This window comes from Saccharothrix sabaoui, assembly GCF_051756985.1.
Classification (GTDB): domain Bacteria; phylum Actinomycetota; class Actinomycetes; order Mycobacteriales; family Pseudonocardiaceae; genus Actinosynnema.
This window is the reverse complement of sequence record NZ_JBPKJK010000069.1, coordinates 1-21,012: the sequence shown is the minus strand read 5'-3', so window position 1 is coordinate 21,012 and position 21,012 is coordinate 1. Positions and strand designations below refer to the sequence as shown.

General features: G+C 73.4%; 21 protein-coding genes. 9 read left to right on the top strand and 12 right to left on the bottom strand.

Going from position 1 to position 21,012, the window contains the following annotated elements:
• Positions 1-222 precede the first annotated feature (222 nt).
• On the bottom strand, positions 223-1,941 hold the full coding sequence (locus tag ACR807_RS21920; RefSeq protein WP_438923248.1) for a DEAD/DEAH box helicase: 1,719 nt from the start codon (positions 1,939-1,941) through the stop codon (positions 223-225).
• A gap of 156 nt (positions 1,942-2,097) precedes the next feature.
• Between ACR807_RS21920 and ACR807_RS21915 the strand changes: the two genes are divergently transcribed.
• Positions 2,098-3,228 (top strand): YihY/virulence factor BrkB family protein, encoded by a 1,131-nt coding sequence (locus ACR807_RS21915; protein WP_438923247.1) that lies wholly within the window; start codon positions 2,098-2,100, stop codon positions 3,226-3,228.
• 18 nt (positions 3,229-3,246) lie between these two features.
• Here the strand turns inward: ACR807_RS21915 and ACR807_RS21910 are convergent, their stop codons facing one another.
• Together ACR807_RS21910 and ACR807_RS21905 are read right to left on the bottom strand one after the other, a co-directional pair.
• Positions 3,247-4,344, bottom strand: coding sequence for a hypothetical protein (locus ACR807_RS21910; protein WP_438923246.1), 1,098 nt, complete (start codon positions 4,342-4,344; stop codon positions 3,247-3,249).
• Between the two features lie 127 nt (positions 4,345-4,471).
• The gene (locus tag ACR807_RS21905; protein WP_141978007.1) at positions 4,472-4,720 is read right to left on the bottom strand and encodes a DUF3039 domain-containing protein; all 249 of its coding nucleotides are present in this window, start codon (positions 4,718-4,720) and stop codon (positions 4,472-4,474) included.
• Positions 4,721-4,751: 31 nt separating this feature from the next.
• Between ACR807_RS21905 and ACR807_RS21900 the strand changes: the two genes are divergently transcribed.
• Together ACR807_RS21900 and ACR807_RS21895 are read left to right on the top strand one after the other, a co-directional pair.
• Positions 4,752-5,675 carry a pseudouridine-5'-phosphate glycosidase gene (locus ACR807_RS21900; RefSeq protein WP_438923245.1) on the top strand — a complete coding sequence of 308 codons (924 nt, stop codon included), beginning with the start codon at positions 4,752-4,754 and terminating at the stop codon, positions 5,673-5,675.
• Complete coding sequence (locus ACR807_RS21895) at positions 5,672-6,580, top strand: carbohydrate kinase family protein (RefSeq protein ID WP_438923244.1); 909 nt, start codon at positions 5,672-5,674, stop codon at positions 6,578-6,580. Before ACR807_RS21900 ends, ACR807_RS21895 begins: the two co-directional genes overlap by 4 nt.
• Here the strand turns inward: ACR807_RS21895 and ACR807_RS21890 are convergent.
• Positions 6,562-6,876, bottom strand: coding sequence for a DUF3099 domain-containing protein (locus ACR807_RS21890; RefSeq protein ID WP_438923243.1), 315 nt, complete (start codon positions 6,874-6,876; stop codon positions 6,562-6,564). The two genes, ACR807_RS21895 and ACR807_RS21890, sit on opposite strands and share 19 nt — an antisense overlap.
• 114 nt (positions 6,877-6,990) lie before the next feature.
• On the opposite strand from ACR807_RS21890, the gene ACR807_RS21885 reads away from it, so the two are divergent.
• The 4 genes from ACR807_RS21885 (at position 6,991) to ACR807_RS21870 (ending at position 11,827) form a co-directional block, all read left to right on the top strand.
• A complete protein-coding gene (locus tag ACR807_RS21885) occupies positions 6,991-8,490 on the top strand; it encodes a PucR family transcriptional regulator (RefSeq protein WP_438923242.1) in 1,500 nt (499 codons plus the stop codon).
• Positions 8,491-8,722: 232 nt separating this feature from the next.
• Positions 8,723-10,210, top strand: a complete 1,488-nt coding sequence (locus ACR807_RS21880) for a DUF7782 domain-containing protein (RefSeq protein ID WP_438923241.1) — start codon at positions 8,723-8,725, stop codon at positions 10,208-10,210.
• A complete protein-coding gene (gene dtd / locus ACR807_RS21875) occupies positions 10,207-10,632 on the top strand; it encodes a D-aminoacyl-tRNA deacylase (RefSeq protein WP_438923240.1) in 426 nt (141 codons plus the stop codon). The genes ACR807_RS21880 and dtd overlap by 4 nt, the downstream gene beginning before the upstream one ends.
• A 202-nt stretch (positions 10,633-10,834) precedes the next feature.
• Complete coding sequence (locus tag ACR807_RS21870) at positions 10,835-11,827, top strand: sigma-70 family RNA polymerase sigma factor (protein ID WP_438923239.1); 993 nt, start codon at positions 10,835-10,837, stop codon at positions 11,825-11,827.
• A 264-nt stretch (positions 11,828-12,091) separates the two neighbouring features.
• On the opposite strand, the gene ACR807_RS21865 is transcribed toward ACR807_RS21870, so the two are convergent.
• Positions 12,092-13,006: a phosphotransferase family protein gene (locus tag ACR807_RS21865; RefSeq protein ID WP_438923238.1), complete on the bottom strand. Its 915-nt coding sequence runs from the start codon at positions 13,004-13,006 to the stop codon at positions 12,092-12,094.
• A gap of 88 nt (positions 13,007-13,094) precedes the next feature.
• Between ACR807_RS21865 and ACR807_RS21860 the strand changes: the two genes are divergently transcribed.
• Positions 13,095-14,762 (top strand): fumarate hydratase, encoded by a 1,668-nt coding sequence (locus tag ACR807_RS21860; RefSeq protein WP_438923237.1) that lies wholly within the window; start codon positions 13,095-13,097, stop codon positions 14,760-14,762.
• A 6-nt stretch (positions 14,763-14,768) separates the two neighbouring features.
• On the opposite strand, the gene ACR807_RS21855 is transcribed toward ACR807_RS21860, so the two are convergent.
• Both ACR807_RS21855 and ACR807_RS21850 read right to left on the bottom strand, forming a co-directional pair.
• Complete coding sequence (locus tag ACR807_RS21855) at positions 14,769-14,957, bottom strand: DUF397 domain-containing protein (RefSeq protein ID WP_438923236.1); 189 nt, start codon at positions 14,955-14,957, stop codon at positions 14,769-14,771.
• On the bottom strand, positions 14,957-15,802 hold the full coding sequence (locus ACR807_RS21850) for a helix-turn-helix domain-containing protein (RefSeq protein WP_438923235.1): 846 nt from the start codon (positions 15,800-15,802) through the stop codon (positions 14,957-14,959). The genes ACR807_RS21855 and ACR807_RS21850 overlap by 1 nt, the downstream gene beginning before the upstream one ends.
• A 103-nt stretch (positions 15,803-15,905) precedes the next feature.
• Between ACR807_RS21850 and ACR807_RS21845 the strand changes: the two genes are divergently transcribed.
• On the top strand, positions 15,906-16,193 hold the full coding sequence (locus ACR807_RS21845; protein WP_438923234.1) for a hypothetical protein: 288 nt from the start codon (positions 15,906-15,908) through the stop codon (positions 16,191-16,193).
• 22 nt (positions 16,194-16,215) lie between these two features.
• Here the strand turns inward: ACR807_RS21845 and ACR807_RS21840 are convergent, their stop codons facing one another.
• The 5 genes from ACR807_RS21840 to ACR807_RS21820 all read right to left on the bottom strand — a co-directional run bounded on the left by ACR807_RS21840 (position 16,216) and on the right by ACR807_RS21820 (position 20,673).
• Positions 16,216-16,749 carry a hypothetical protein gene (locus tag ACR807_RS21840; protein WP_438923233.1) on the bottom strand — a complete coding sequence of 178 codons (534 nt, stop codon included), beginning with the start codon at positions 16,747-16,749 and terminating at the stop codon, positions 16,216-16,218.
• Between the two features lie 92 nt (positions 16,750-16,841).
• Positions 16,842-17,324 carry a hypothetical protein gene (locus ACR807_RS21835; RefSeq protein ID WP_438923232.1) on the bottom strand — a complete coding sequence of 161 codons (483 nt, stop codon included), beginning with the start codon at positions 17,322-17,324 and terminating at the stop codon, positions 16,842-16,844.
• A 51-nt stretch (positions 17,325-17,375) separates the two neighbouring features.
• Positions 17,376-18,524, bottom strand: a complete 1,149-nt coding sequence (locus ACR807_RS21830) for a hypothetical protein (protein ID WP_438923231.1) — start codon at positions 18,522-18,524, stop codon at positions 17,376-17,378.
• Complete coding sequence (locus ACR807_RS21825; protein ID WP_438923230.1) at positions 18,518-19,774, bottom strand: glucarate dehydratase family protein; 1,257 nt, start codon at positions 19,772-19,774, stop codon at positions 18,518-18,520. Before ACR807_RS21825 ends, ACR807_RS21830 begins: the two co-directional genes overlap by 7 nt.
• Entirely contained in the window at positions 19,771-20,673 is a 903-nt protein-coding gene (locus ACR807_RS21820) for a 5-dehydro-4-deoxyglucarate dehydratase (protein ID WP_438923229.1), read from the bottom strand. The genes ACR807_RS21825 and ACR807_RS21820 overlap by 4 nt, the downstream gene beginning before the upstream one ends.
• Positions 20,674-21,012 lie beyond the last annotated feature (339 nt).

Genomic DNA, 21,012 nt, shown 5'->3' with positions numbered 1-21,012 from the left:
GCACGATGCGCTAACGGGCAGGTAACCGAACGGACATCTGACTACGTCGAATGTCGTAGTCCGTTACCTGGGGTCACATTCACCGCAACACGAGTTTGTTGCGACGGACAACCGGGTGACCGCCCGACGATCTTCACCCTGCGCGACGGAGTGACCCGGGTCACTGTAGCCGGGCGTGAAGTGGGGGTGAAGGCGGGGCCGCGCGAACGGGCGGGCGCGCGCCTACCAGGAGCGCAGGGTGGCGATGCGCTCTTCGAGCTGCTCGATGCTGGCCATCGCCGTGGGCGGGCCGCCGCAGTACTCGCGCAGCTGGTTGTGGATCTTGCCGTGCGGCTTGCGGGTGCGGTGGTGGTGCATCGCGACCAGCGTGTTCAGCTCCTTGCGCAGCTGCGCGAGGCGCTCCTGCACGCTCGCCGGGCGCGCTGCGGGCGCCGGCGCGGCCGGGGCCGCCGTCGCGGTGCGCTTGCTCGCCTCGACCAGCTGCTTCTCCTGGCGCTGCCGCAGCAGGGCGCGCACCTGGTCGGGCTCCAGCAGGCCCGGCAGCCCCAGGTACTCCTGCTCCTCGTCGCTGCCCGCGAACGCCGCCGTGCCGAACGACGAACCGTCGTAGATCACCTGGTCCAGCTCGGCGGAGGCGCCCAGCGACGTGAACGCCCGCTCCTCCTCGCCCGGCTCGTCCCGCACCTGGTTGGCGGCCGACATCAGCTCGTCGTCCCAGCCGTCCTTCTCCCGGTGCGGCTTGCCCAGGACGTGGTCGCGCTGCGCCTCCAGCTCGCTGGCCAGGCCGAGCAGCACCGGGACGCTGGGCAGGAACACGCTGGCCGTCTCGCCCCTGGCGCGGGCGCGCACGAACCGGCCGACGGCCTGCGCGAAGAACAGCGGGGTCGAGGCGCTGGTGGCGTAGACGCCCACCGCCAGGCGCGGCACGTCGACGCCCTCCGACACCATGCGCACCGCGATCAGCCAGCGCTCCTGCGAGGCGGCGAACTCGGCGATGCGGCCCGACGCCTTCGGGTCGTCGGAGAGCACGAGGGTCGCGTCGTGGCCGGTGGTGCGCTTGAGCACCTCGGCGTACGCCTTGGCGACGGTCTGGTCGGTGGCGATCACCAGACCGCCCGCGTCGGGCATCCCGCCGTTGCGCAGCTGGGTGAGCCGCACGTCGGCCGCCTTGAGCACCGACGGCATCCACTCGCCGCTGGGGTCCAGCGCCACCCGCCACGCCCGCGCGGTCTGCTCCTGCGTCAGCGGCTCGCCCAGGCGCGCGGAGAACTCCTCGCCCGCGCTGGTGCGCCACGCCGCCTCGCCCGAGTAGGCCAGGAAGATCACCGGCCGGACCACGCCGTCGCGCAGCGCGTCGGAGTAGCCGTAGGAGTGGTCGGCCCGGCTGCGCATCGCGCCGTCCGGGCCGGGCTCGTAGTTGACGAACGGGATCGGCGAGTCGTCCGACCGGAACGGGGTGCCGGTCAGGCACATCCGCCGCACGGCCGGCGTGAACGCCTCGCGGATCGCGTCACCCCACGACTTGGCGTCGCCGCCGTGGTGGATCTCGTCGAGCAGCACGAGCGTCTTGCGGTTCTCCGTGCGCACCCGGTGCAGCATCGGGTGCGCCGCGACCTGCGCGTAGGTGAGCGCCACGCCGTGGTAGTCGCGGGAGGTGACGGCCATCGTGTTGCGGAAGTTCGAATCGATCGCGATGCCCGCCTCGGCCGCCGCCTTGGCCCACTGGTGCTTGAGGTGCTCGGTGGGCGTGACGATCGTGACGGCCTCGATCGTGCGGTCGGCGAGCAGCTCGGCGGCGACGCGCAGCCCGAACGTGGTCTTGCCCGCGCCGGGGGTCGCGACGGCCAGGAAGTCCTTGGGCTTCGCGGCCAGGTACTTCGTGAGCGCGCGGCGCTGCCAGGCCCGGAGGGGACGGGTCGCGACGACCTGCGGCTGCGACAACCTCGGACCCCTCCTGCGCTGATCAGCGACGGCAAGCATGCGAATGCCCTCGGTGCGGGTGACCGTCGAGGGCACCGACAGCCTACCCGCTGCCCGGGGGCGCCACGTTCTCCGATGCCGCGAAAACGCTCCCGATGCACCATGCTTGACCTCGCGATGGGATCGCCGAGGGACGACAGGGCACGCAGCGCGGGTCGCAAGGGCCCCCTGCGCCTGTTGGCGCGCACGTGGGCCAAGGCGTGGGAGAAGAGCATCTTCTCCGAGTCGGCCGAGGCCGCGTTCTGGCAGACCCTGTCGTTCCCGCCGCTGCTGCTGGGCCTGCTGGGCAGCATGGGCTGGATCGGCGTCTGGCTCGGCCCCGACGTGGTCAGCGCGGTCAAGGACCGGATCATCTCGTTCTGCCGGACGATCTTCAGCCAGGACGTCGTCAACGACGTGATCGCGCCCACCGTCGACCAGATCCTCACCACCGGCAAGGGCGAGATCGTCTCGATCGGCTTCCTGATCTCGCTGTGGGCGGGCTCGTCGGCGATGTCGTCGTTCGTCGACGCGATCACCGCGGCCCACGACCAGTACGGGGTGCGCAACGAGGTGTGGCAGCGGATCTTCGCGCTGCTGCTCTACATGGCGAGCCTCGTGCTGCTGATCGTCGGCCTGCCGGTGCTCGCGCTGGGCCCGGAGATCCTGATCCAGCTCTTCCCCGACGCGTGGGAGCCGACGCTCGGCGGGTGGCTGGGCGCGACCTACTACCCGGGCATCGGCGTGCTGCTCGTGCTGGCGCTGGCCACGCTCTACAAGCTGGCGCTGCCCAACAAGCTGCCGTGGCACCGGCTGCTGCCGGGCGCGGTGCTGGCGATGGCGGTGTTCCTGCTGTCGTCGATCGGGCTGCGGCTCTACATCAAGTGGATCACCACGACGGGCTACACCTACGGCGCGCTGGCCACGCCGATCGCGTTCCTGCTGTTCGCGTACTTCATCGGGCTGGCGATCAACCTGGGCGCGTACTTCAACAGCGCGTTGCAGGAGCTGTGGCCGGCGAGGATGACGCGGCGGCAGCGGCGGCGCTGGCAGCGGCTGGAGATCGAGCGGGCCGCCGAGCGCATCCGCAACGACGAGGGCAGGCGCGCCTGGCAGGGCGGCCCCGTGCCACCCGACCACCCGCCGGTCCCCGATCCCGCTCCGGGTTCCGCGCCGTCGCCGATGGACACCAACGGGACCGAGCGCCTGCCGGTGGAGCGGAAGGGTGAACCCCCGCCCGTGCGGCGCGGGCGGGAGCCGCGGGAGTGACCGGTCGGGGGTGACGGATCAGAGGTGGCCGAGGACGCGCAGGAGTGCCACGACCGCCGCGGCGACGCCCACCACGACGGCGACCGCGACGAACGCCCCGGTCCGCACCGCGGCGTCGGGCGTGAGGGTCGCGAGGACGAGCGCGTCGACCCGGTCGGACTTCCCGCCCCGTCCGGTCCGCTTGCCCTTCCCGCCTTCCTTGCCCTTGTCGCCCTCCCCGGCGTTCTTGATCTTCCTGGTGCGCTCCCGCACCGCGTCGGCCGCCCGCTTCGCCTTCGCCGGGGCCACGCGGACCGCCGCCGCGGGCCGCTCCTCCGCCGCCAGGTCCATCAGCGCCGCGAAGGGGTTGGTCGGCCGGCCCACCGCCGCCGCGGGCTCTGCCACGGGCCTGGCCCTCGGCCACGGCAGGGCACCGCGGTCCCTGGTGTGCGGGATGGTGAAGGAGGTGCCGGCCGTCCAGTCGGGCGGGGCCGCGCGCCGGTCCTTCGCGAACCAGGTGGTCCAGCGCACGACCACGTCCGCCCAGGGGTACAGGCCGGCGAAGGTCGTGATCGCCTCCCGGCAATCCACGCACGGCCCGTTCTCGGTGTCGAGGTAGACGACCGGGCGCGGGGAGGCGCCGGGGACGTCGTGCAGCCCGTCGAGGACGCGCCTGAGCCTGGCGATGACCTTCGGTTCGGCGCAGTCTCTCCGGTCGTCCGGGCGCTTGGTGAGCTTCCTGCCCTGCGGCGACGGGTACAGGCGCTCGCGGGAGTCGTCCTTGGGGCGGGGGTTCCCGCTGACCACGGCGTCGACCACGACGGTGGGAGCGACGGTGACCGGGCCGTCGGGGGTGGCCTGCCCGGCGTGCACGACGGCCCCGGCGGCCAGGTTGGCGACGCGGCTGTTGGCGAGGTCACCGCCCCGGGTCGTCTCGTAGTCCCGCGCCAGGACTCCGCGGGTCCTGCCGAACGACGCCATCGGCGGCTCCGTGAACCCCTGTTCACCGAGGAAGCGCTGGACCGCGGCGTTGCCGCAGGTCGCCTGGAGGCGCAGCAGGGTGTGCCGCGGTGGGGCGGGCGCCCGCCGGGGCGGCGGAACGGGGTCGCGCGGTCGCTCGGCGTGCACGTGGTCCACGCACCCCACGGTGCCCGTGCCGCCGTGCGCCGCTGAACGTCCGCGAGGACGGCCACGAGGGCGACGACGGGTGCACGCGAAGGCGCCCCCGGCCGTGCGGGCACGGGGGCGCCCGGTCGGCCGGTGGTTACTCGCCGCCGCCCTTGGGGAGGCCGTCGTAGATCTTCTTGCACTCCGGGCACACCGGGGAGCCGGGCTTCGGCGACTTCGTCACCGGGAAGACCTCGCCGCACAGCGCCACGACGTGCGTGCCCATGACCGCGCTCTCCGCGATCTTGGCCTTGCGCACGTAGTGGAACATCTTCGGCGTGTCGTCCCCGGTGTGGTCCGTGCCTTCCGGCCGGGTCTCCACCTCGGGCAGAGTCTGCGTGCTCACGCCACCAGCTTACCTGGGATGATGGCCCCTCGTGAGTACGCCGAGCATCACCGAAGAGGTCCGAACCGCCCTGGCCGAGAACCGGCCGGTGGTCGCGCTGGAGAGCACGATCCTGTCCCACGGGCTGCCGCCCGGCCGCAACCGCGAGGTCGCCGAACGCCTCGAACGCGTGGTCCGCGACGCGGGCGCGGTGCCCGCCACGATCGCCGTGCTGGGCGGGGTGCCGAAGGTCGGGTTGAGCGCCGACGAGCTGGACGTCGTCTGCGACCCGGCCCGTGACCTGGTCAAGCTGTCGCGCCGCGACCTGGGCGCGGCCATGGCGCTGGGCCGCGACGGGGCGACGACGGTGGCGAGCACGGCCGCGCTGGCGCACGCCGCGGGTGTCGGGGTGTTCGCGACCGGCGGCCTGGGCGGGGTGCACCGGGGCGCGCGGGACACCTGGGACGTGTCCGCCGACCTGGACGTGCTGGCCACCACGCCGGTGCTGGTCGTGTGCTCGGGCGTGAAGTCGATCCTGGACGTGGGCGCGACGCTGGAGCTGCTGGAGACCCGCTCGGTGCCGGTGCTGGGCTACCGCACGGACCGGTTCCCCGCGTTCTACCGGCGCGAGTCGGTGTACGGCGTGCCGTGGCGGGTGGAGGACCCGGCGGAGGCGGCGGCCGTGGTCGCCGCGCACCGGACCGTGCCGGGTGACGCGGGCGTGCTGCTCGCCAACCCGGTCCCGCAGGAGTTCGAGATGCCCTCCGAGCTGCACGAACGGCTGTTGGAGGAGGGTCTGCGGCTGCTCGTGGAACGCGGTGTGACGGGCAAGGAGGTCACGCCGGCGCTGCTGGAGCACTTCCACACCGCCAGCGGCGGCGTGAGCCTGGACGCCAACGAGGAGCTGGTGGTGGGCAACGCGGGGCTGGCCGCGCGGGTCGCCGTGGAGCTGGCCGCGCGGGCGGACCGGGCGTGACGCGGGTCGTGGTCGTCGGGGACGCCGGGCTGGACGTGGTGGCCCGGCACTCCGGGCCCATCGTGCACGGCGGCGACAGCCGGGCCAGGGTGACGATCGAACCGGGCGGCGCGGGCGCGAACACGGCGGTGTGGCTGGCCGCGTGCGGCGCGTCGCCCGTGCTGGTCACCCGGGTCGGCGCGGACCCGGCGGGCCGGCAGGTGCACGCCGAGCTGACCGGGGCGGGCGTGCGGTGCGCGTTCGCGGTGGACCCGGAGGCGGCGACGTGCTGCGTCGTGGTCTTGGTGGACGAGACGGGCCAGCGCACGATGCTGCCCGACCGGGGTGCCAACGCCCGGTTCGCGCCGGGCGACGTGGACCCGGGCCTGCTGGAGGGCGCGTCCCACCTGCACCTGTCCGGGTACGTGCTGCTGGACGCGTCGTCGCGGGCCGCCGGGGTGGCGGCGCTGCGGGCGGCGCGGGAGGCGGGCCTGACCACGTCGGTCGACCCGCAGTCGGCGGCCCTCGTCTACGACGGGTTCCTGGACGACCTGCGGGGCGTGGACCTGCTGCTGCCCAACACCGAGGAGCTGGTGGCGCTGACCGGGTCGGCCGACCCGGCGTCGGCGACGGACCTGCTGGGCGTGGTGGGCGCGGTGGCGCTGACGTCCGGCGCGGGCGGCGCGAGCTGGGTGGACGCCGACGGCGTGCGGTCGGTGCCCGCCCTGGACGTGGAGTGCGTGGACTCGACGGGCGCGGGCGACGCGTTCGACGCGGGCCTGCTGGCGGCGTGGTTGACCGGCGCGTCGCGGCACGACGCCCTGGTGGGCGGCGTGACCGCGGCGGCGCGGGCCGTGTCGTCGGTGGGCGCCCAACCGGCCAGGCCGCGGACCTGGCCGGCGGGGGTTCAGCCCTCGATGACCTGATGCGGTCGGGCCTCGATGGCGCGGTGCTCCTTGACGAACTTGTTGGCCTTCTCCGCCTTGCGGGGCGGTCGGTCGTTCGCGATGAGCACGGCCATCCAGGGCAGGGGCACGGAGAGCGCGATCAGCGCCAGTGCCAGCCACCAGGTCTGGTAGAAGACCATGGCCAGCAGCAGGCAGGGGATCCGGGCGCCCATCATGATCGCGTACTTGCGCTTGCGGGCGGCGATCTGGTCCTCGTAGGAGGGGGCCGCCTCGGTGATGAGCACAGGTGTGCTGTCGCGCTCGGGGTTGGTCACGACATCACCTCCAATGCACCCATGGTCCCACCACGCACCGGGGTCGACACAACGGGTGCGGCGTGATTCGCGACGCGGTTGCGGCGGTTCGGCCCCGTGCCGGACGATCCGCACGTGGTGGCGCTCGATCGGTTGGTGGACGTGCTCGGGAGCCTGGGCACGCACCTGAGCTGCGCGCCGCGCGGCCGGGACGTGGAACTGCGGGGCGTGGCGCTGCACGACCCGGCCGAGCACACCCCGGCCGCGCCGGACGACGTGCTGCTCGGGCTGGGCGTGCCGTCGCCGGCCGCGGCGGCGCGGCTGGTGGCGGGCACGGCCGCGGCGGCCGTCGTGCTGCACGGGTCGCCGCCGCTGGACGACCGGGTGCACGCCGCCGCGCGCCGGTCGGGGGCGGCGGTGCTGCTGGTGGACCCGTCGGTGCCGTGGGGGCAGCTGGCGAACGTCGCGCAGACCCTCGTGCTGGGCGGTCAGGGCGCGGGTGACCTGTTCGCGGTGGCCGACGCCATCGCGGCGGTCGTCGGCGGGCCGGTGACGATCGAGGACCCGCGGTCGCGGGTGCTGGCCTACTCCTACCGGCAGCAGGACGTGGACCCGGTGCGGGTGCAGACGATCCTGGGCCGGCGGGTGCCGGAGGAGGCGTGGCGGGCGCTGGACTCGTACGGCGTGTTCGCGCACCTGGCCAGGTCGGACGAGCCGCTGTTCGTGCCGAAGCTGACCGAGCAGCTCGGCGGGCGGCTGGTGGTGGCGGTGCGGGCCGGGCGCGAGCTGCTGGGCTCGGTGTGGGTGGAGGTGGACGTCGACGCGGACCCCGTGCGGCGGGCGGCGCTGGTGGACGGGGCGCGCACGGCGGCGCTGCACCTGCTGCGGGCGCGGGCGTCGGCGGACCTGGAGCGGCAGGCCGAGGCGGAGCTGGTGATCGAGGCGCTGGACGCGGGCCCGCCCGGTTCCCTGGCGCGGCTGGGGCTGCCGGCCGCGGACCTGCGGGTGATCGCCGTGCTGGCGCGCGCGGGCGACGGCGAGCACGGGGCGGCGCTGCTCGCGTTCTCCCGGGCGACGGCGGGGTTCGGCTGGTCGCGGCCCGGCCGGTCGGCGCTGTTCGGCAACGTGCTCTACACCGTGCTGCCGTGCGGCGACGACCCGGCGGCGGCGGTGGGGTGGGTGCGGGAGCTGGGGCGCGAGCTGCCGGAGGGGGTGACCGTGCGGGCCGGGATCGGGGGTCGGGCGGACGCCGGGTCGCTGGCGTCGTCGCGGTCGGAGGCCGACGAGTGCCTGGCCCTGTCCACCGGGGAGCCGGTGGCCTACGACGAGGCGTGGTCGCGGGTGCTGCTGCGCAGGTTGGCGGGTGTCGCCGAGGCGGGGCGCGTGCCGACGCGGGGGCCGGTGGCGGATCTGATCAGGCACGACGCCGAGCACGGCACGCGGTACGCGGTGACGTTGCGGGCGTGGTTGGCGGCGCAGGGGGACGCGCGGGAGGCGGCGCGGGCGCTGTCCGTGCACCCGAACACCCTGCGCTACCGCGTGCAGCGGATGTGCGAGGTGACCGCGCTGCCGCTGGACGACCCGGACCAGCGCCTGGCCCTCGCCGTGGCCCTGGCCGTCCTCCCCCTCCCCTGACCCGCGAGAGTCCAACGCCCAGGCCCCGAGAGTCCAACCTCCAGGACCCGAGAGTCCAACGTCCGGGCCCTCTGAGTTCTCCATTTCGCATACCGACCGGTCGGCTCGAACGCAGAACTCAGGGGTCCTGAGCGTTGGACTCTCGGGGCTTGAGCGTTGGACTCTCGGGGCCTGGGCGTTGGACTCGCGGGGTGGGCGGGCGGGGTGGTGGGGTGGGCGGGAGGATTGGGGGGTGCTTCCCGATCTCTCTGTCGAACTGACCAGCAGGCTGCGCGAGGCGTTCCGGGCCGCCGACTACGACGCGGACGGGGTGGTCGACGCCCTCGGGCCGCAGGCGCACGCCGCGCTCGGCCGGGGCGAGCCCGAGGCCGCCCGGCGGGCCACCGAGGACGCCGGGGCGCTCGGCACGCTGATCCGGCTGTTCCTGCTCGGCGACGCCGAGGAGGAGGGGCGGGTCAGGAGCGCGCTGGGCGGGGTGGACCTCGACGACGCGATCAAGGCCGAGGTGCTGCGCGGGGACGGCGACCGGCTGCGCGCCGGGCTGGACATCCGGCCCTACGGCGACGACGAGGGCTCCTGGTGGGTGGTCGCCGACCTGGACTCCGACCAGCGCGGCGGGCCGGTGCCCGTCGACCACGTGCTGGGTGTCGGGCACGCCTCGATCAGCCTGGCCCGCGCCACGTCGCGGCGGCCGGTGGAGACCCTGCTGGACCTGGGCACGGGGTGCGGCGTGCAGGCGCTGCACGCGAGCCGGCACGCACAACGGATCACGGCCACCGACCTGTCGGAACGGGCGCTGGCGCTCGCGCGGGGCACGTTCCGGCTCAACGAGGTGGACGTGGAGCTGCGGCAGGGCGAGTGGTTCGGCCCGCTGCGCGGTCGCCGGTTCGACCAGGTCGTGTGCAACCCGCCGTTCGTGGTGGGGCCGCCGCGCGTCGACTACGTCTACCGCGACTCCGGCCTGGCCGGCGACGACGCGAGCGCGCTCGTCGTGCGCCAGCTGCCCGCGTTCCTCGCCGAGGGCGGGGTCGGTCAGCTGCTGGCCTCCTGGGTGCACCGCCGGGGCGAGGACTGGGCCGACCGGGTGAGCGGCTGGCTGCCGCGCGGCGGCGTGGACGCGTGGTTCGTGCAGCGCGACGTGGCCGACCCGGCGCTGTACGTCGGCACGTGGCTGCGCGACGCGGGCGTCGACCCGCGCAGTGACGAGGGGCGCGCCAAGGCCGCGCGGTGGCTGGACTGGTTCGCCGAGAACGACGTGGAGGGCATCGGCTTCGGCTTCGTCACGCTGCGCCGCACCGAGGAGGCGCACGCCGAGGTCGTGTGCGAGGACCTGCGCCACGCCTACGACGACCCGCTGGGCCCCGAGTCGGCGGCCTGGCTGGACCGCGTCGCGTGGCTGCGCGGCCGGTCGGACGCCGACCTGCTGGCCACCCGGTTCACCGTGCCCGGGACGGTGCTGCTGGAGGAGGTCTCCGCGCCGGTCGAGGACGGCTGGTCGTCGGTGGTGCGCCGGCTGCACCGCACGGACGGCCCGGGCTGGCAGCACGAGCTGGACGAGGTCGCCGCGCGGCTGGTCGCCGGGTTCCGGGGCGCGCTGCCGCTGGCGGACCTGGTCACGCTGCTCGCCTACGCGCAGGACCTGGACGAGGGCGCGCTGGCCGAGGCCGCGGTGCCGGTGGTCCGGGAGCTGGTGCGGCACGGGATGGTCGTGCCCGCGTGAGAGCGGTTGTGGCACGTGTCACAGAGGCGTCCGTCGTGGTCGGCGACGAGGTCGTCGGCGCGATCGACGAGCCGGGCCTGTTGGTGCTGCTGGGCATCCACGTGGACGACACGGCGGACAAGGCCGCGGTGATGGCCCGCAAGCTGCACGAGCTGCGGGTGCTGCGGGACGAGGAGTCGTGCGCCACCACCGGCGCGCCGCTCCTCGTCGTCAGCCAGTTCACCCTTTACGGGGATACGCGCAAGGGTCGGCGGCCGTCCTGGACGGCCGCCGCCCGGCCGGAGCACGCCGCGCCGTTGGTCGAGGCGGTGGTGTCGGAACTGCGCCGGAAGGGTGCTCGCGTACAAACAGGACGGTTCGGGGCGATGATGTCGGTGCGGAGTGTGAACGACGGTCCGTTCACCGTGTTGGTCGAACTCTAGGTCCGCTCTCAGGCAATCCTCAGGATTCGCGGCGCAACCGCTGTGACGGCAGTGACGTCTTGAAGGGCATGGGGAGCGGGAACCATTTCGGGCCGGTTTGCGTTCTCCTCAGTGTCAGGCACCGAAAGGTGAGCCGCGCAGCGCAGCGCGGAGTGCGCGACACGACCGCACTGCCAGCCCGCGACAAGGGGGAGGGAGCTCCATGACCGTCCCGAAGGTCCTCGACCGACAGGTCGGGAACGACACGACCACCACGAGCGCCGAGTTGGACCTCGACGCCCAGGGACCGGCCGCCGACCTGGTTCGGGTGTACCTGAACGGCATCGGCAAGACAGCGCTGCTGACCGCGGCCGACGAAGTGGAACTCGCCAAGCGGATCGAGGCCGGCGTCTTCGCCCAGCACAAGCTGGAGACCGCGCCCGATCTGCCCGATCTGCGTCAGCGGGAACTGCGCGCGTTGATCCGGGACGGTCACGTGGCGAAGAACCACCTGCTCGAAGCGAATCTGCGACTCGTCGTGTCGCTCGCGAAGCGTTACACCGGTCGCGGAATGCCGCTGCTCGATCTCATCCAGGAAGGCAACCTGGGTTTGATCCGCGCGGTGGAGAAGTTCGACTACACCAAGGGATTCAAGTTCTCGACCTACGCCACCTGGTGGATCAGGCAGGCGATCACGCGGGGAATGGCGGACCAGGGTCGCACGATCCGGCTGCCCGTCCACCTCGTCGAGCAGGTCAACAAGCTCGCCCGGATCAAGCGCGACCTGCACCAGCAACTGGGGCGCGAGGCGACTCGCGAGGAGCTGGCCAAGGAGTCGGGCCTGACCCCGGAGAAGGTCTCGGACCTGCTCGACCACGCGCGGGACCCGGTGAGCCTGGACATGCCCGTCGGCACCGAGGAGGACGCCCCGCTGGGCGACTTCATCGAGGACTCCGACGCCACGGACGCGGAGAGCGCGGTCATCTCCGGCCTGCTCCAGGACGACCTGCGCCGGGTGCTGGCCACGCTGGAGCCGCGCGAGCAGGCCGTGATCAGGCTGCGGTACGGCCTGGAGGACGGCCAGCCGCGCACGCTGGACCAGATCGGCAAGCAGTTCGGCCTGTCGCGCGAGCGGGTGCGGCAGATCGAGCGGGAGGTCATGTCGAAGCTGCGGCAGGGCGATCGGGCCGCCAAGCTGCGCGCTTACGCCAGCTGACCCAACCGGGTCGCGGCGGGCGGACGGGATCGACACCCGTTCGGCAGATTGACTTGTGACGCGGGTCACGGCACGGTCGTGCGTTACACGAGCCATGCGACACCCCCGCCCCATCACGCGGGGGCTGTCGCACGCTGAGGAAGGTCGGGGCGGTCGGGGGCCGGCCCGGCCTTCCGCGTTTCCGCAGGAATTTCCGCACGAGTTGCCACAGGGGTTCCCGCGAGGAGCTGCCGCGGGTGTGCCCGCACGTCGGGGTGCCCGGCCCTACATGTCCAGGTACTCGGTGAGCTTCGCGCGGAAGAACGCCACGTGCCGCTCGCGCTCCTCGCCGGCGTAGCCGCGCGGCACGCCCTCCACGATCATCACCAGGCACAGGTAGGCCCGGTAGAGCGCGACGCGCGTCCCCTCGGCCGCGGTGAACCCGGTGACGCCGTACCCGGCGAGGTAGTCGGCGTCGGGCTCGCGGAACAGCGACACCGACGCCAGCTCGGCCAGCGGGTCGCCGAAGAACGCCCGTTCCGGGTCGATCAGGCCCTCCACGCGCCCGCCGGTGACGAAGACGTTGCCCTCCCACAGGTCGCCGTGCACCAGCACCGGCGAGGTCACCTCGTCCAGCAGGTGCGCCCGCGCCGCGAACGCGGGCCGCACGTCGGGCAGCTCCACGCCGAACCGGTCGGCGTCGTCGAGCACCGCCTCGACCATCGCCCCGAACGCCTCGCGCCACGTCTCCCCGCCCGGCCCCTGGAGGTAGCCGAACCGCTCCCCCGTGATGCCGTGCAGCCGCCGGACGATCGTCCCCAGCTCGTGGCGCAGCGCGGCCCGGTCGGCGTCGGGCAGCTCCGCCGCGTTCCACGGCACGCCGGTCAGCGCGGTCATGAGCAGCACGCCGTCCTCGTGCAGCAGCACGTCCGGCACGGGCAGGCCGCGCTCGGCCATCAGGCCGAACACCAGCGCCTCGGTGCGCATCAGGTCCCGCTCGTAGGTGAGCAGCGGCACGCCCGGCGGCGGCGCGACCTTCACCACGAAGCCGCGGCCGTCGGCGGCGGTGAGCCGGTAGGCGGTGTTGAACATGCCCTCGGTCAGCTCGTCGTGCGAGGCCAGCGGGACGCCCGCGGCGCGGCGGAGCAGGGTGTCGAGCTCGTCCGCGGACAGCTGCCGCTTGGTGAGGCTGTGGACCACGACGCGAATCACACCACGGGGACGCGGACGCGGCGGCGCGGGCGGTATAGGTTCGGCGGAACCCGAAGCGCGCAAGGGAGCCCGCGACGTGCCCGCTGTGCCCACCACCACGTTCCAGTACACCGACGTCCTGCCGCTGGCGAAGGACAACCACACCGACTACCGGCTGGTGACCCCGGACGGCGTGTCGGTCGTCGAGGCGGCCGGCCGCACGTTCCTCCAGGTCGAGCCGGAGGCGTTGACGCTGCTCGCCCGGGAGGCGATCCGCGACATCCAGCACCTGCTGCGCCCCTCGCACCTCGCGCAGCTGCGCGCGATCGTGGACGACCCGGAGGCCAGCGGCAACGACCGGTTCGTCGCCATGGACCTGCTGCGCAACGCCTGCATCTCCGCGGGCGGCGTGCTGCCCATGTGCCAGGACACCGGCACCGCGATCGTGATGGGCAAGCGCACCGAGTCCGTGCTGACCGGCGGCACCGACGAGGAGGCCCTGTCGAGGGGCATCTTCGAGGCGTACCAGACCCTGAACCTGCGCTACTCGCAGATGGCGCCGACGACGTTCTGGGACGAGCGGAACACCGGCACGAACCTGCCCGCGCAGATCGACCTGTTCACCGCGCCGGGCGTGGAGCCGAAGTACGAGTTCCTGTTCATGGCCAAGGGCGGCGGCTCGGCGAACAAGACGTTCCTGTACCAGGAGACCAAGGCGCTGCTGAACCCGACGCGGCTGGCGAGGTTCCTGGACGAGAAGCTGCGCTCGCTGGGCACGGCCGCGTGCCCGCCGTACCACCTCGCGGTGGTCGTCGGCGGCCTGTCGGCGGAGCAGAACCTGAAGGTCGCCAAGCTCGCGTCCGCCCGCTACCTCGACGGCCTGCCCACCGAGGGCTCGGCGCTCGGGCACGCGTTCCGGGACGTGGACCTGGAGCAGCAGGTGCTGGAGCTGACCCGCAACTTCGGCATCGGGGCCCAGTTCGGCGGCAAGTACTTCTGCCACGACGTGCGCGTCATCCGGCTGCCCCGGCACGGCGCGTCCTGCCCGGTCGGCATCGCCGTGTCGTGCTCGGCGGACCGGCAGGCCAAGGCGAAGATCACCCCCGAGGGCATCTTCCTGGAGCAGCTGGAGCGCGACCCGGCGCACTTCCTGCCCGAGGTGCACGGCGAGGAGCTGTCGGACGAGGTCGTGAAGATCGACCTGACCCGCCCGATGGCCGAGATCCGCGAGACCCTGTCGAAGCTGCCGGTGAAGACGCGGGTGTCGCTGACCGGTCCGCTGGTCGTGGCGCGCGACATCGCGCACGCCAAGATCAAGGAGCGGCTGGACGCGGGCGAGCCGATGCCGCAGTACCTGAAGGACCACCCGGTGTACTACGCCGGCCCGGCCAAGACGCCCGAGGGCTACGCGTCCGGCTCGTTCGGCCCGACGACGGCCGGGCGCATGGACTCCTACGTCGAGCAGTTCCAGGCGGCGGGCGGGTCCATGGTCATGCTGGCCAAGGGCAACCGGTCCAAGCAGGTCACGAACGCCTGCCAGACCCACGGCGGCTTCTACCTGGGGTCGATCGGCGGCCCGGCGGCCCGGCTGGCGCAGGACTGCATCCGCAAGGTCGAGGTGCTGGAGTACCCCGAGCTGGGCATGGAGGCGGTCTGGAAGATCGAGGTGGAGGACTTCCCCGCGTTCGTCGTGGTCGACGACAAGGGCAACGACTTCTTCGCCGAGACCTCCGCCCCGACCCTCCAGATCAGCTTCCGGAAGTAGTGCCGGTCAGAGGTCGAACACACCCAGCTTCGCGCCGCGCGTGAAGAAGTCCCACTCGGTGAGGGTGAACCGCTGTGGGGCTTCTTCCGGGCGGTTCGAGTTGCGGACCAGCACCTCGTCGGTCGTGCGCATCACTTCGACGCAGTTCGAGCCGCCACCGCTGAACTTCGTCCACACGCCGGGCTGAAGGCTCATCAGGTCTCCTCCGCGATTCGGGTCAGGAGTTCGCGGCTCTCCTCCGGGCCCAGCGCCTTGGCCCTGGTGAAGTCGAACCAGCGTGCGGTCTTCTCCACCTGGGCCTGGTTGTCGACGAAGCTGTCCCCGTACGGCATGTCGACGCTGACCAACGACGGCAGGCCCTCGGGCAGCCGGAACAGGGTCAGCGTAGTGCCGGTGAGGGCGTGCGCCCCAGAGCCCAGGGGCATCACCTGCACCACCACGTTCTCCCGCTCGGTCATGTCCAGCAGGTGCCGGAGCTGCTCGCGCATGACGTCCGGGCCGCCGGTGTTGGACCGCAGCGCGGGTTCGGCGATCACCGCCCACAGGTTCAGCGGCGGTCGCCGGTCGGTCAGCAGCAGCCGCCGTCCCAGGCGCAGTTCGAGGTTCTTCTCCAGCACCTCCTCGGCGAGGCCGACCGCGGTCATCAGCGCGCGGGCGTACGCCTCGGTCTGGAGCACGGCCGGGACCAGCTCGAACGACGAGTACAGGACCTCGGTGGCGCTCGCCTCGACGTCGAGGATGCGGCGCAGCCACGGCGCGATGACCCCGCCGCGCTTGCTCCGGCGACGGCGGCGGTTGGCGTCGACGTTGAGGCCGAGCAGGTCGTCGCGGGTCGCCTCGTCGGCGCGGTAGAGGTCGAGCAGCTTCTCCAGCTCCGCGTACCGGATGCCGCTGGCGGCGGTCTCGATGTTGCCGATCTTGGTGACGGTGCAGTCCAGCACCTCGGCGGCGTGCTCGCGGGGCAGGTCCAGTTCCTCCCGCATCCGGCGCAGGGTGGTGCCGATCTGGATGCGCGCGGCACTGCGGTGCGGACTGCTCATCGTCTTCCCCGAATCACCCGATCGAGACATTTACACAAGTTGTGCAAACAGCATAGCTTTCACCGCATTCGGAGCGTACTGGATGTTGACGGGGAGTGATCGCATGGGGTCGCGGTTCCGGCAGTTGAGCGTGATCGAGTCGAGCGGCGGGAGGGCGCGGTTCAGGAGGATCGACCGGCACGACGACGGGCACGACATGCCCGGCGGGGGCGGTGGCGGGGAGGGCGGTGGCGGGGAGGGCGACCTGAAGGCGTGGACGCTGCGCCGGCTGTCCGCGCACCGGTGCCCGCTCGGGCTCTACGTGGGCGAGGCGGGCACCGGCGAGGAGGACGTGGAGACCAACGTCTGGGTGGCGTGGGACGGCGCGTTCCCGTTCCCCGTGGAGGAGTGAGCGCAGCGGCGGCGGGCCGGGCTCAGCCGGTCTGCTCGCGCGCCTCCAGCACGATCCGCCGGTCGCCCAGGGGCGCGTCGAGCACCACGTTCAGCGGCACGTCGCGCAGCTCCTGCGCGCACACCCCGCCGCCGGCGGGCGGGGTGTAGGTGGTGACCAGGGTGATCTGCACCTGGTCGGCGGACTGGGCGGCGACCTCGGCCGACGCGGTCTTGCAGCCGCCGGCCAGGCCGACGACCCGCACGGTGCGGCCGTCGGCGGACGCCCACGCGTCGCGCTTGTAGGTGTCGGGCAGCGTCGTGCCGTCCACCTGCTGGTCCGGGACCTCGGTGGAGCCGCCCGGCAGCGGCTCGGCGCTGGCCGGCGGCGGCACCTCGGTGGGCCGCGACTGGGCCGGACCGGACGGTGACAACGTTGTCGAGGGCTGTGACGTGGCCGTGGGGGCGCTCGTGGCGGAGGAGGACAGCGAGCCCGACGGACCGGAGGACCCCGTGCCGGTGCAGCCCGCGAGGGCGAGCAGGACGAGCGCGGGGACGGCAACCTTGGCGTTCCTCATGGTCAGGAGACGGTAGTCGCGCCCGAACGGGTTGCACAGGGCGGTGCCCGGCCGACCGAGGGCTGGTCGACCGGGCACCGGGGTGGAGCGGTCTACTCGGTGTCCTGCCGCGTGGTCAGCTCCACCCGGCGGTCCCCCAGCGGCGCGTCGAGCTTCGCGGTCAGCGGCGGGTACCGGATGTCCATGGTGCAGACCTGCTGGTCGGCGGGGGTGGTCTCGACGAGGACGACCTTCACGACCTGCGCGGTCTGCTCGGCGATCTCCAGGCCGGCCTTGCTGCACCCGCCCTCCTGGCCGATGGCGCCGAGGACGGTGCCGTCCTCCTCGGTCCACACGGTCGAGGGGCTGCCCTCGGGGACGGAGGCGGTGATCCGCTCCTCGGGCACCTCCCGGCCCTCCGGCGGCACGGGGCTGTCGAACCCGGCCTCCGGCGAGGCGGGCGCGCTCGACGACGGCGCCGTGGTCAGCGTCGGACCGCTCTGCGCGCCGACGGGCGCGGTCGACGAGCAGCCGACGAGTGCGATCAGCAGCGCGCCCGCACCGAGCGCGGTTCCCAGCGTTCCTGTGCTCCTCATGTGGAAAGGACGGAGCCCCCGGTCCCCCGGGTTGCCCCGCCCTTTTCACAGTTACCCGTTCAGGTGATCCTTGATCCCCGCGACGGCGTGCCGCAGCGCGTCCAGGCGCTGCTCGGAGGCCAGCCCCGCGTGGTAGAGGTGGAACTCCTCGACGCCCGCGTCGGCGTAGGCGACCCACTCCCGGAGCAGCGCGTCCCCGTCGACCGGTTTGGGCGGCAGGGCCAGCACGTACGCGGCGGTGCGCACGTCCGGTGCCTCCGCGCGCAGGGCGCGGAGGGCGGGCACGGACGCGTCGACGCCCGGCCAGCAGGTCGCGGTGAGCACGTCGACGTCGGCGTCGACGCCGCCGGCGACCGTGGCGAACGGCCCGGTGCCCCACGGGTCGGCGGTGGCGTGCGCGGCGATGCGCACGTCCGGCGCGGCGGCGCGGATCTCCCCGACCAGGCGGCGGCGCAGGGCGCGGGAGACGTCCGTGCGCACCTCGCGCACGTGCGCCGCCCGTTCGCCCAACGCCTCCTCGACGCCGTCCGCCCCGCCGTCGATCCCCGCGCGGACCGCTTTCCGCAGGCCCTCCGGGTCGTTGTAGCGGGTGGCGCAGGCCGCGCAGAAGCACAGGGACAGCAGTTTCTGCTGCACCGGCGTCCAGTCGGCGCCGTCGGTCTTCTCGTGGTGGCCGCCGTGGAAGAACCCGAGCGGGCCGCACGCCTCCAGCACGACCCCGTCCGGCCGGCCGAGCGCCAGCACCTCGGACACCAGCGTCGAGGCGTACTCGGCGACGTCGTCGTGGGAGGGGCACAGCGCGTACGGGTAGGCGTCCCCGAACGCGTTGCGCACCACCAGGTCGGGGTTGGCCTCGCCCAGCCGGCTGCTGTGGGTCAGCACCGTCCAGGCGTACACGGGCAGGCCGGCCCCGCGCAGCAGCGCGGAAGCCTCGCCGTAGGAGTCGTCACCGTCCACCCAGGACGGTTCGGCGGGGCGCAAGCGCTTGCCCCGCCAGGCTTCCTCCCGCACGGGCAGGTAGAACGCGGCGTGCCGCGCGTCCACCAGCCGCCGCAGCGGGTGGAACGGCGTCGCGGCGCGCACGGTGTGGTACGACGCGGCCAGGGCCACGGCGTCCACGCCGAGCGACGCCACGCGCGACACCGCGTCCGGGTCGCCGATGACGTCCCACGGGTAGACGTGGGCGACGGTCCTCACCACCGGGGGCGCTTCCTCTCGTAGGACGGGTCGTGCTGCTGCATGTACCCCGTGTCGTCGCGCTGGACGATGCCGCAGGAGCGGTACGCCTCGGCGGCGCGGGCGAGGGCGTCGCGGTCGAGCTCGACGCCCAGGCCGGGAGCGGTGGGCACCCGCACCGCGCCGTCGACGAAGGTGAACGGCGTGGTGACCACGTCGTCCGCGGCGTTCCACGGGTAGTGGGTGTCGCAGGCGTAGCCCAGGTTCGGCGTGGCCGCGGCCAGGTGGGTCATGGCCGCGAGGCTGATCCCGAGGTGGGAGTTGGAGTGCATGGACAGGCCGATGCCGAAGGTCCGGCAGATCGCGGCCAGCTCCTTGGAGCGCGACAGGCCGCCCCAGTAGTGGTGGTCGGACAGGACGACCTGCACCGCGCCCCGCTCGACGGCGGGGGCGAGGTGCTCGAAGGCGATGACGCACATGTTCGTCGCCAGCGGCATGGGCGCCTCGGCGGCGACCCGCGCCATGCCCTCGATGCCCGGGGCCGGGTCCTCCAGGTACTCGACGACGCCGTCGAGCGCGGCGGCGACCTCCAGCGACGTCTCCGGCGTCCACGCCGCGTTCGGGTCGAGCCGCAGCGGGTGGTCGGGGAACGCCTCGCGCAGCGCGAGGACCGCCTCCACCTCCTGCCGCGGCGCGAACACGCCGCCCTTGAGCTTGATCGAGCCGAACCCGTGCGCGTCGATCAGCGCCCGGGCCTGCTCGACGATCCCGGCGGGGTCGAGCGCCTCGCCGAACCCGTCGGGCTCGGCGCCGGGGTGCCCGGCCCACTTGTAGAACAGGTAGGCGCTGTACGGCACGGTGTCGCGCACCGCCCCGCCGAGCAGGTCGCTCACCGGGCGGCCCAGGGCCTTGCCGCGGATGTCCCAGGTGGCCACCTCGAAGGAGGCGAACACCCGGTCGACGGTGGACTCGGCGGTGAGCGGCCCGGTCAGGCCGTGCCGGTCGGAGCCCGCCTCGCCGCCCAGGGCGGTGGCGACCCGGGCGTGCAGGCCGTTGAGGTCGTGCACGTCCAGGCCCACCAGGGTGGGCGCGCTGGAGCGCACCCGGTCGAGGTGGCCGATGTCGCCGTAGGTCTCGCCGAGGCCGGAGATCCCCTCGTCGGTGTGGACCTCGACGATCGTGCGCAGCGCCCACGGCTCGTGCACGCCCACCGAGTTCAGCAGCGGCGGGTCCCGGAAGGCGACCGGGGTGACCGTGATGTCGGTGATCTTCACGAGGCCAGGCTCCGCCCCGCCGCGACGACCCGCTCCAGCTCCGCCAGGTGCTCCGGCGCCGGGTCGAGCAGCGGCGGTCGCACGCCGCCGACGTCCAGTCCGGTGGCCCGCACCGCGGCCTTGACCAGCGCCACCGCGTAGCCGGGCACCTTGTCGCGCAGCTCGACCAGGGGCTTGTAGAACTCGGCGAGGTAGCGGTTCACCAGCGCGGTGTCCCCCGCCTGCACCGCCTTGTAGAAGCCGAGCGAGACCTCCGGCGCGAAGCAGAACACCGCCGACGAGTACAGGTCGACGCCGATGCCGCGGTAGGCGGGCACGGTCATCTCGGCGGTGGGCAGGCCGTTGAAGAACTGGAACGGCTTGCCCACGTTCGCCCTGACCTCCAGCACGATCCGCTGGAGCAGGTCGAGGTCGCCCAGGCCGTCCTTGAAGCCCACGACGGTGGGCAGGCACGCGACCTCGACCGCCGTCGCCGGCGTGAACACCGCGTTGTTGCGCTGGTAGACGATCAGCGACAGGTCCGTCGCGCTTGCCACCTCCGTGACGTAGCGGACCAGGCCCTTGGCCGGGTTGGTCACCAGGTACGGCGGCAGCAGCAGCAAGCCGTCCGCGCCCGACCGCTTCGCGGCCCGGGCGAGTTCGCGCGCGACCGGCAGCGGGCCGCCCGTGCCCGCGAACACCGGCGCGCGACCGGCCGTCGCCTCGACCGCGACGGCGACCGCCCGTTCGACCTCCGACGGCTCCAGCGCGTGGAACTCGCCGGTGCCGCACGCGACGAACACGCCGCCGGCGCCCGCCGCAACCCCGCGCTTGACGTGCTCCGCCAGCACGTCCTCCGCGAGCCCGCCGTCCGCGTCGAACGGCGTCACCGGGAAGAACAGCACCCCATCCAGTTGCATACCCAGACCTTCATCCCTTGATCGCTCCGGTGGTGATCCCACGCAGGAAGGACTTTGCGGCGGCGGCTGCCCGGACCGGTCGCGCGCGGAGGGTTCCGCGCGGGCGGGTCGGGCACCGGCCCCGGCGGTGCTGCGGTCGGCGGTGACGACCGCGGAACTCCTCGCGAGCCAGTGCGCAGGCGGCGAACGCGCTGGCGGACCTCCCCACGACGGCCGCACCGTTCCCCCCGCCCGACCGTACCGCCGGTGGGCGGTGGTGGGGGCGGCGGTGGACGGGGCGCGGGCGTGCGGGCCGGAGGTGGTCGGGTCGGCCGGAGCGGGGCCGGTCCCGTTGTGGCG

What these genes read in the sequence shown, in the direction of transcription:
- ACR807_RS21915 (WP_438923247.1), top strand. Translation starts at nt 2,098, where the DNA reads ATGGGATCGCCGAGGGACGACAGGGCACGCAGCGCGGGTCGCAAGGGC.
- ACR807_RS21870 (WP_438923239.1), top strand. Translation starts at nt 10,835, where the DNA reads ATGACCGTCCCGAAGGTCCTCGACCGACAGGTCGGGAACGACACGACC.
- ACR807_RS21855 (WP_438923236.1), bottom strand. Translation starts at nt 14,957, where the DNA reads ATGAGCCTTCAGCCCGGCGTGTGGACGAAGTTCAGCGGTGGCGGCTCG.
- ACR807_RS21850 (WP_438923235.1), bottom strand. Translation starts at nt 15,802, where the DNA reads ATGAGCAGTCCGCACCGCAGTGCCGCGCGCATCCAGATCGGCACCACC.
- ACR807_RS21845 (WP_438923234.1), top strand. Translation starts at nt 15,906, where the DNA reads ATGGGGTCGCGGTTCCGGCAGTTGAGCGTGATCGAGTCGAGCGGCGGG.
- ACR807_RS21840 (WP_438923233.1), bottom strand. Translation starts at nt 16,749, where the DNA reads ATGAGGAACGCCAAGGTTGCCGTCCCCGCGCTCGTCCTGCTCGCCCTC.
- ACR807_RS21835 (WP_438923232.1), bottom strand. Translation starts at nt 17,324, where the DNA reads ATGAGGAGCACAGGAACGCTGGGAACCGCGCTCGGTGCGGGCGCGCTG.
- ACR807_RS21820 (WP_438923229.1), bottom strand. Translation starts at nt 20,673, where the DNA reads ATGCAACTGGATGGGGTGCTGTTCTTCCCGGTGACGCCGTTCGACGCG.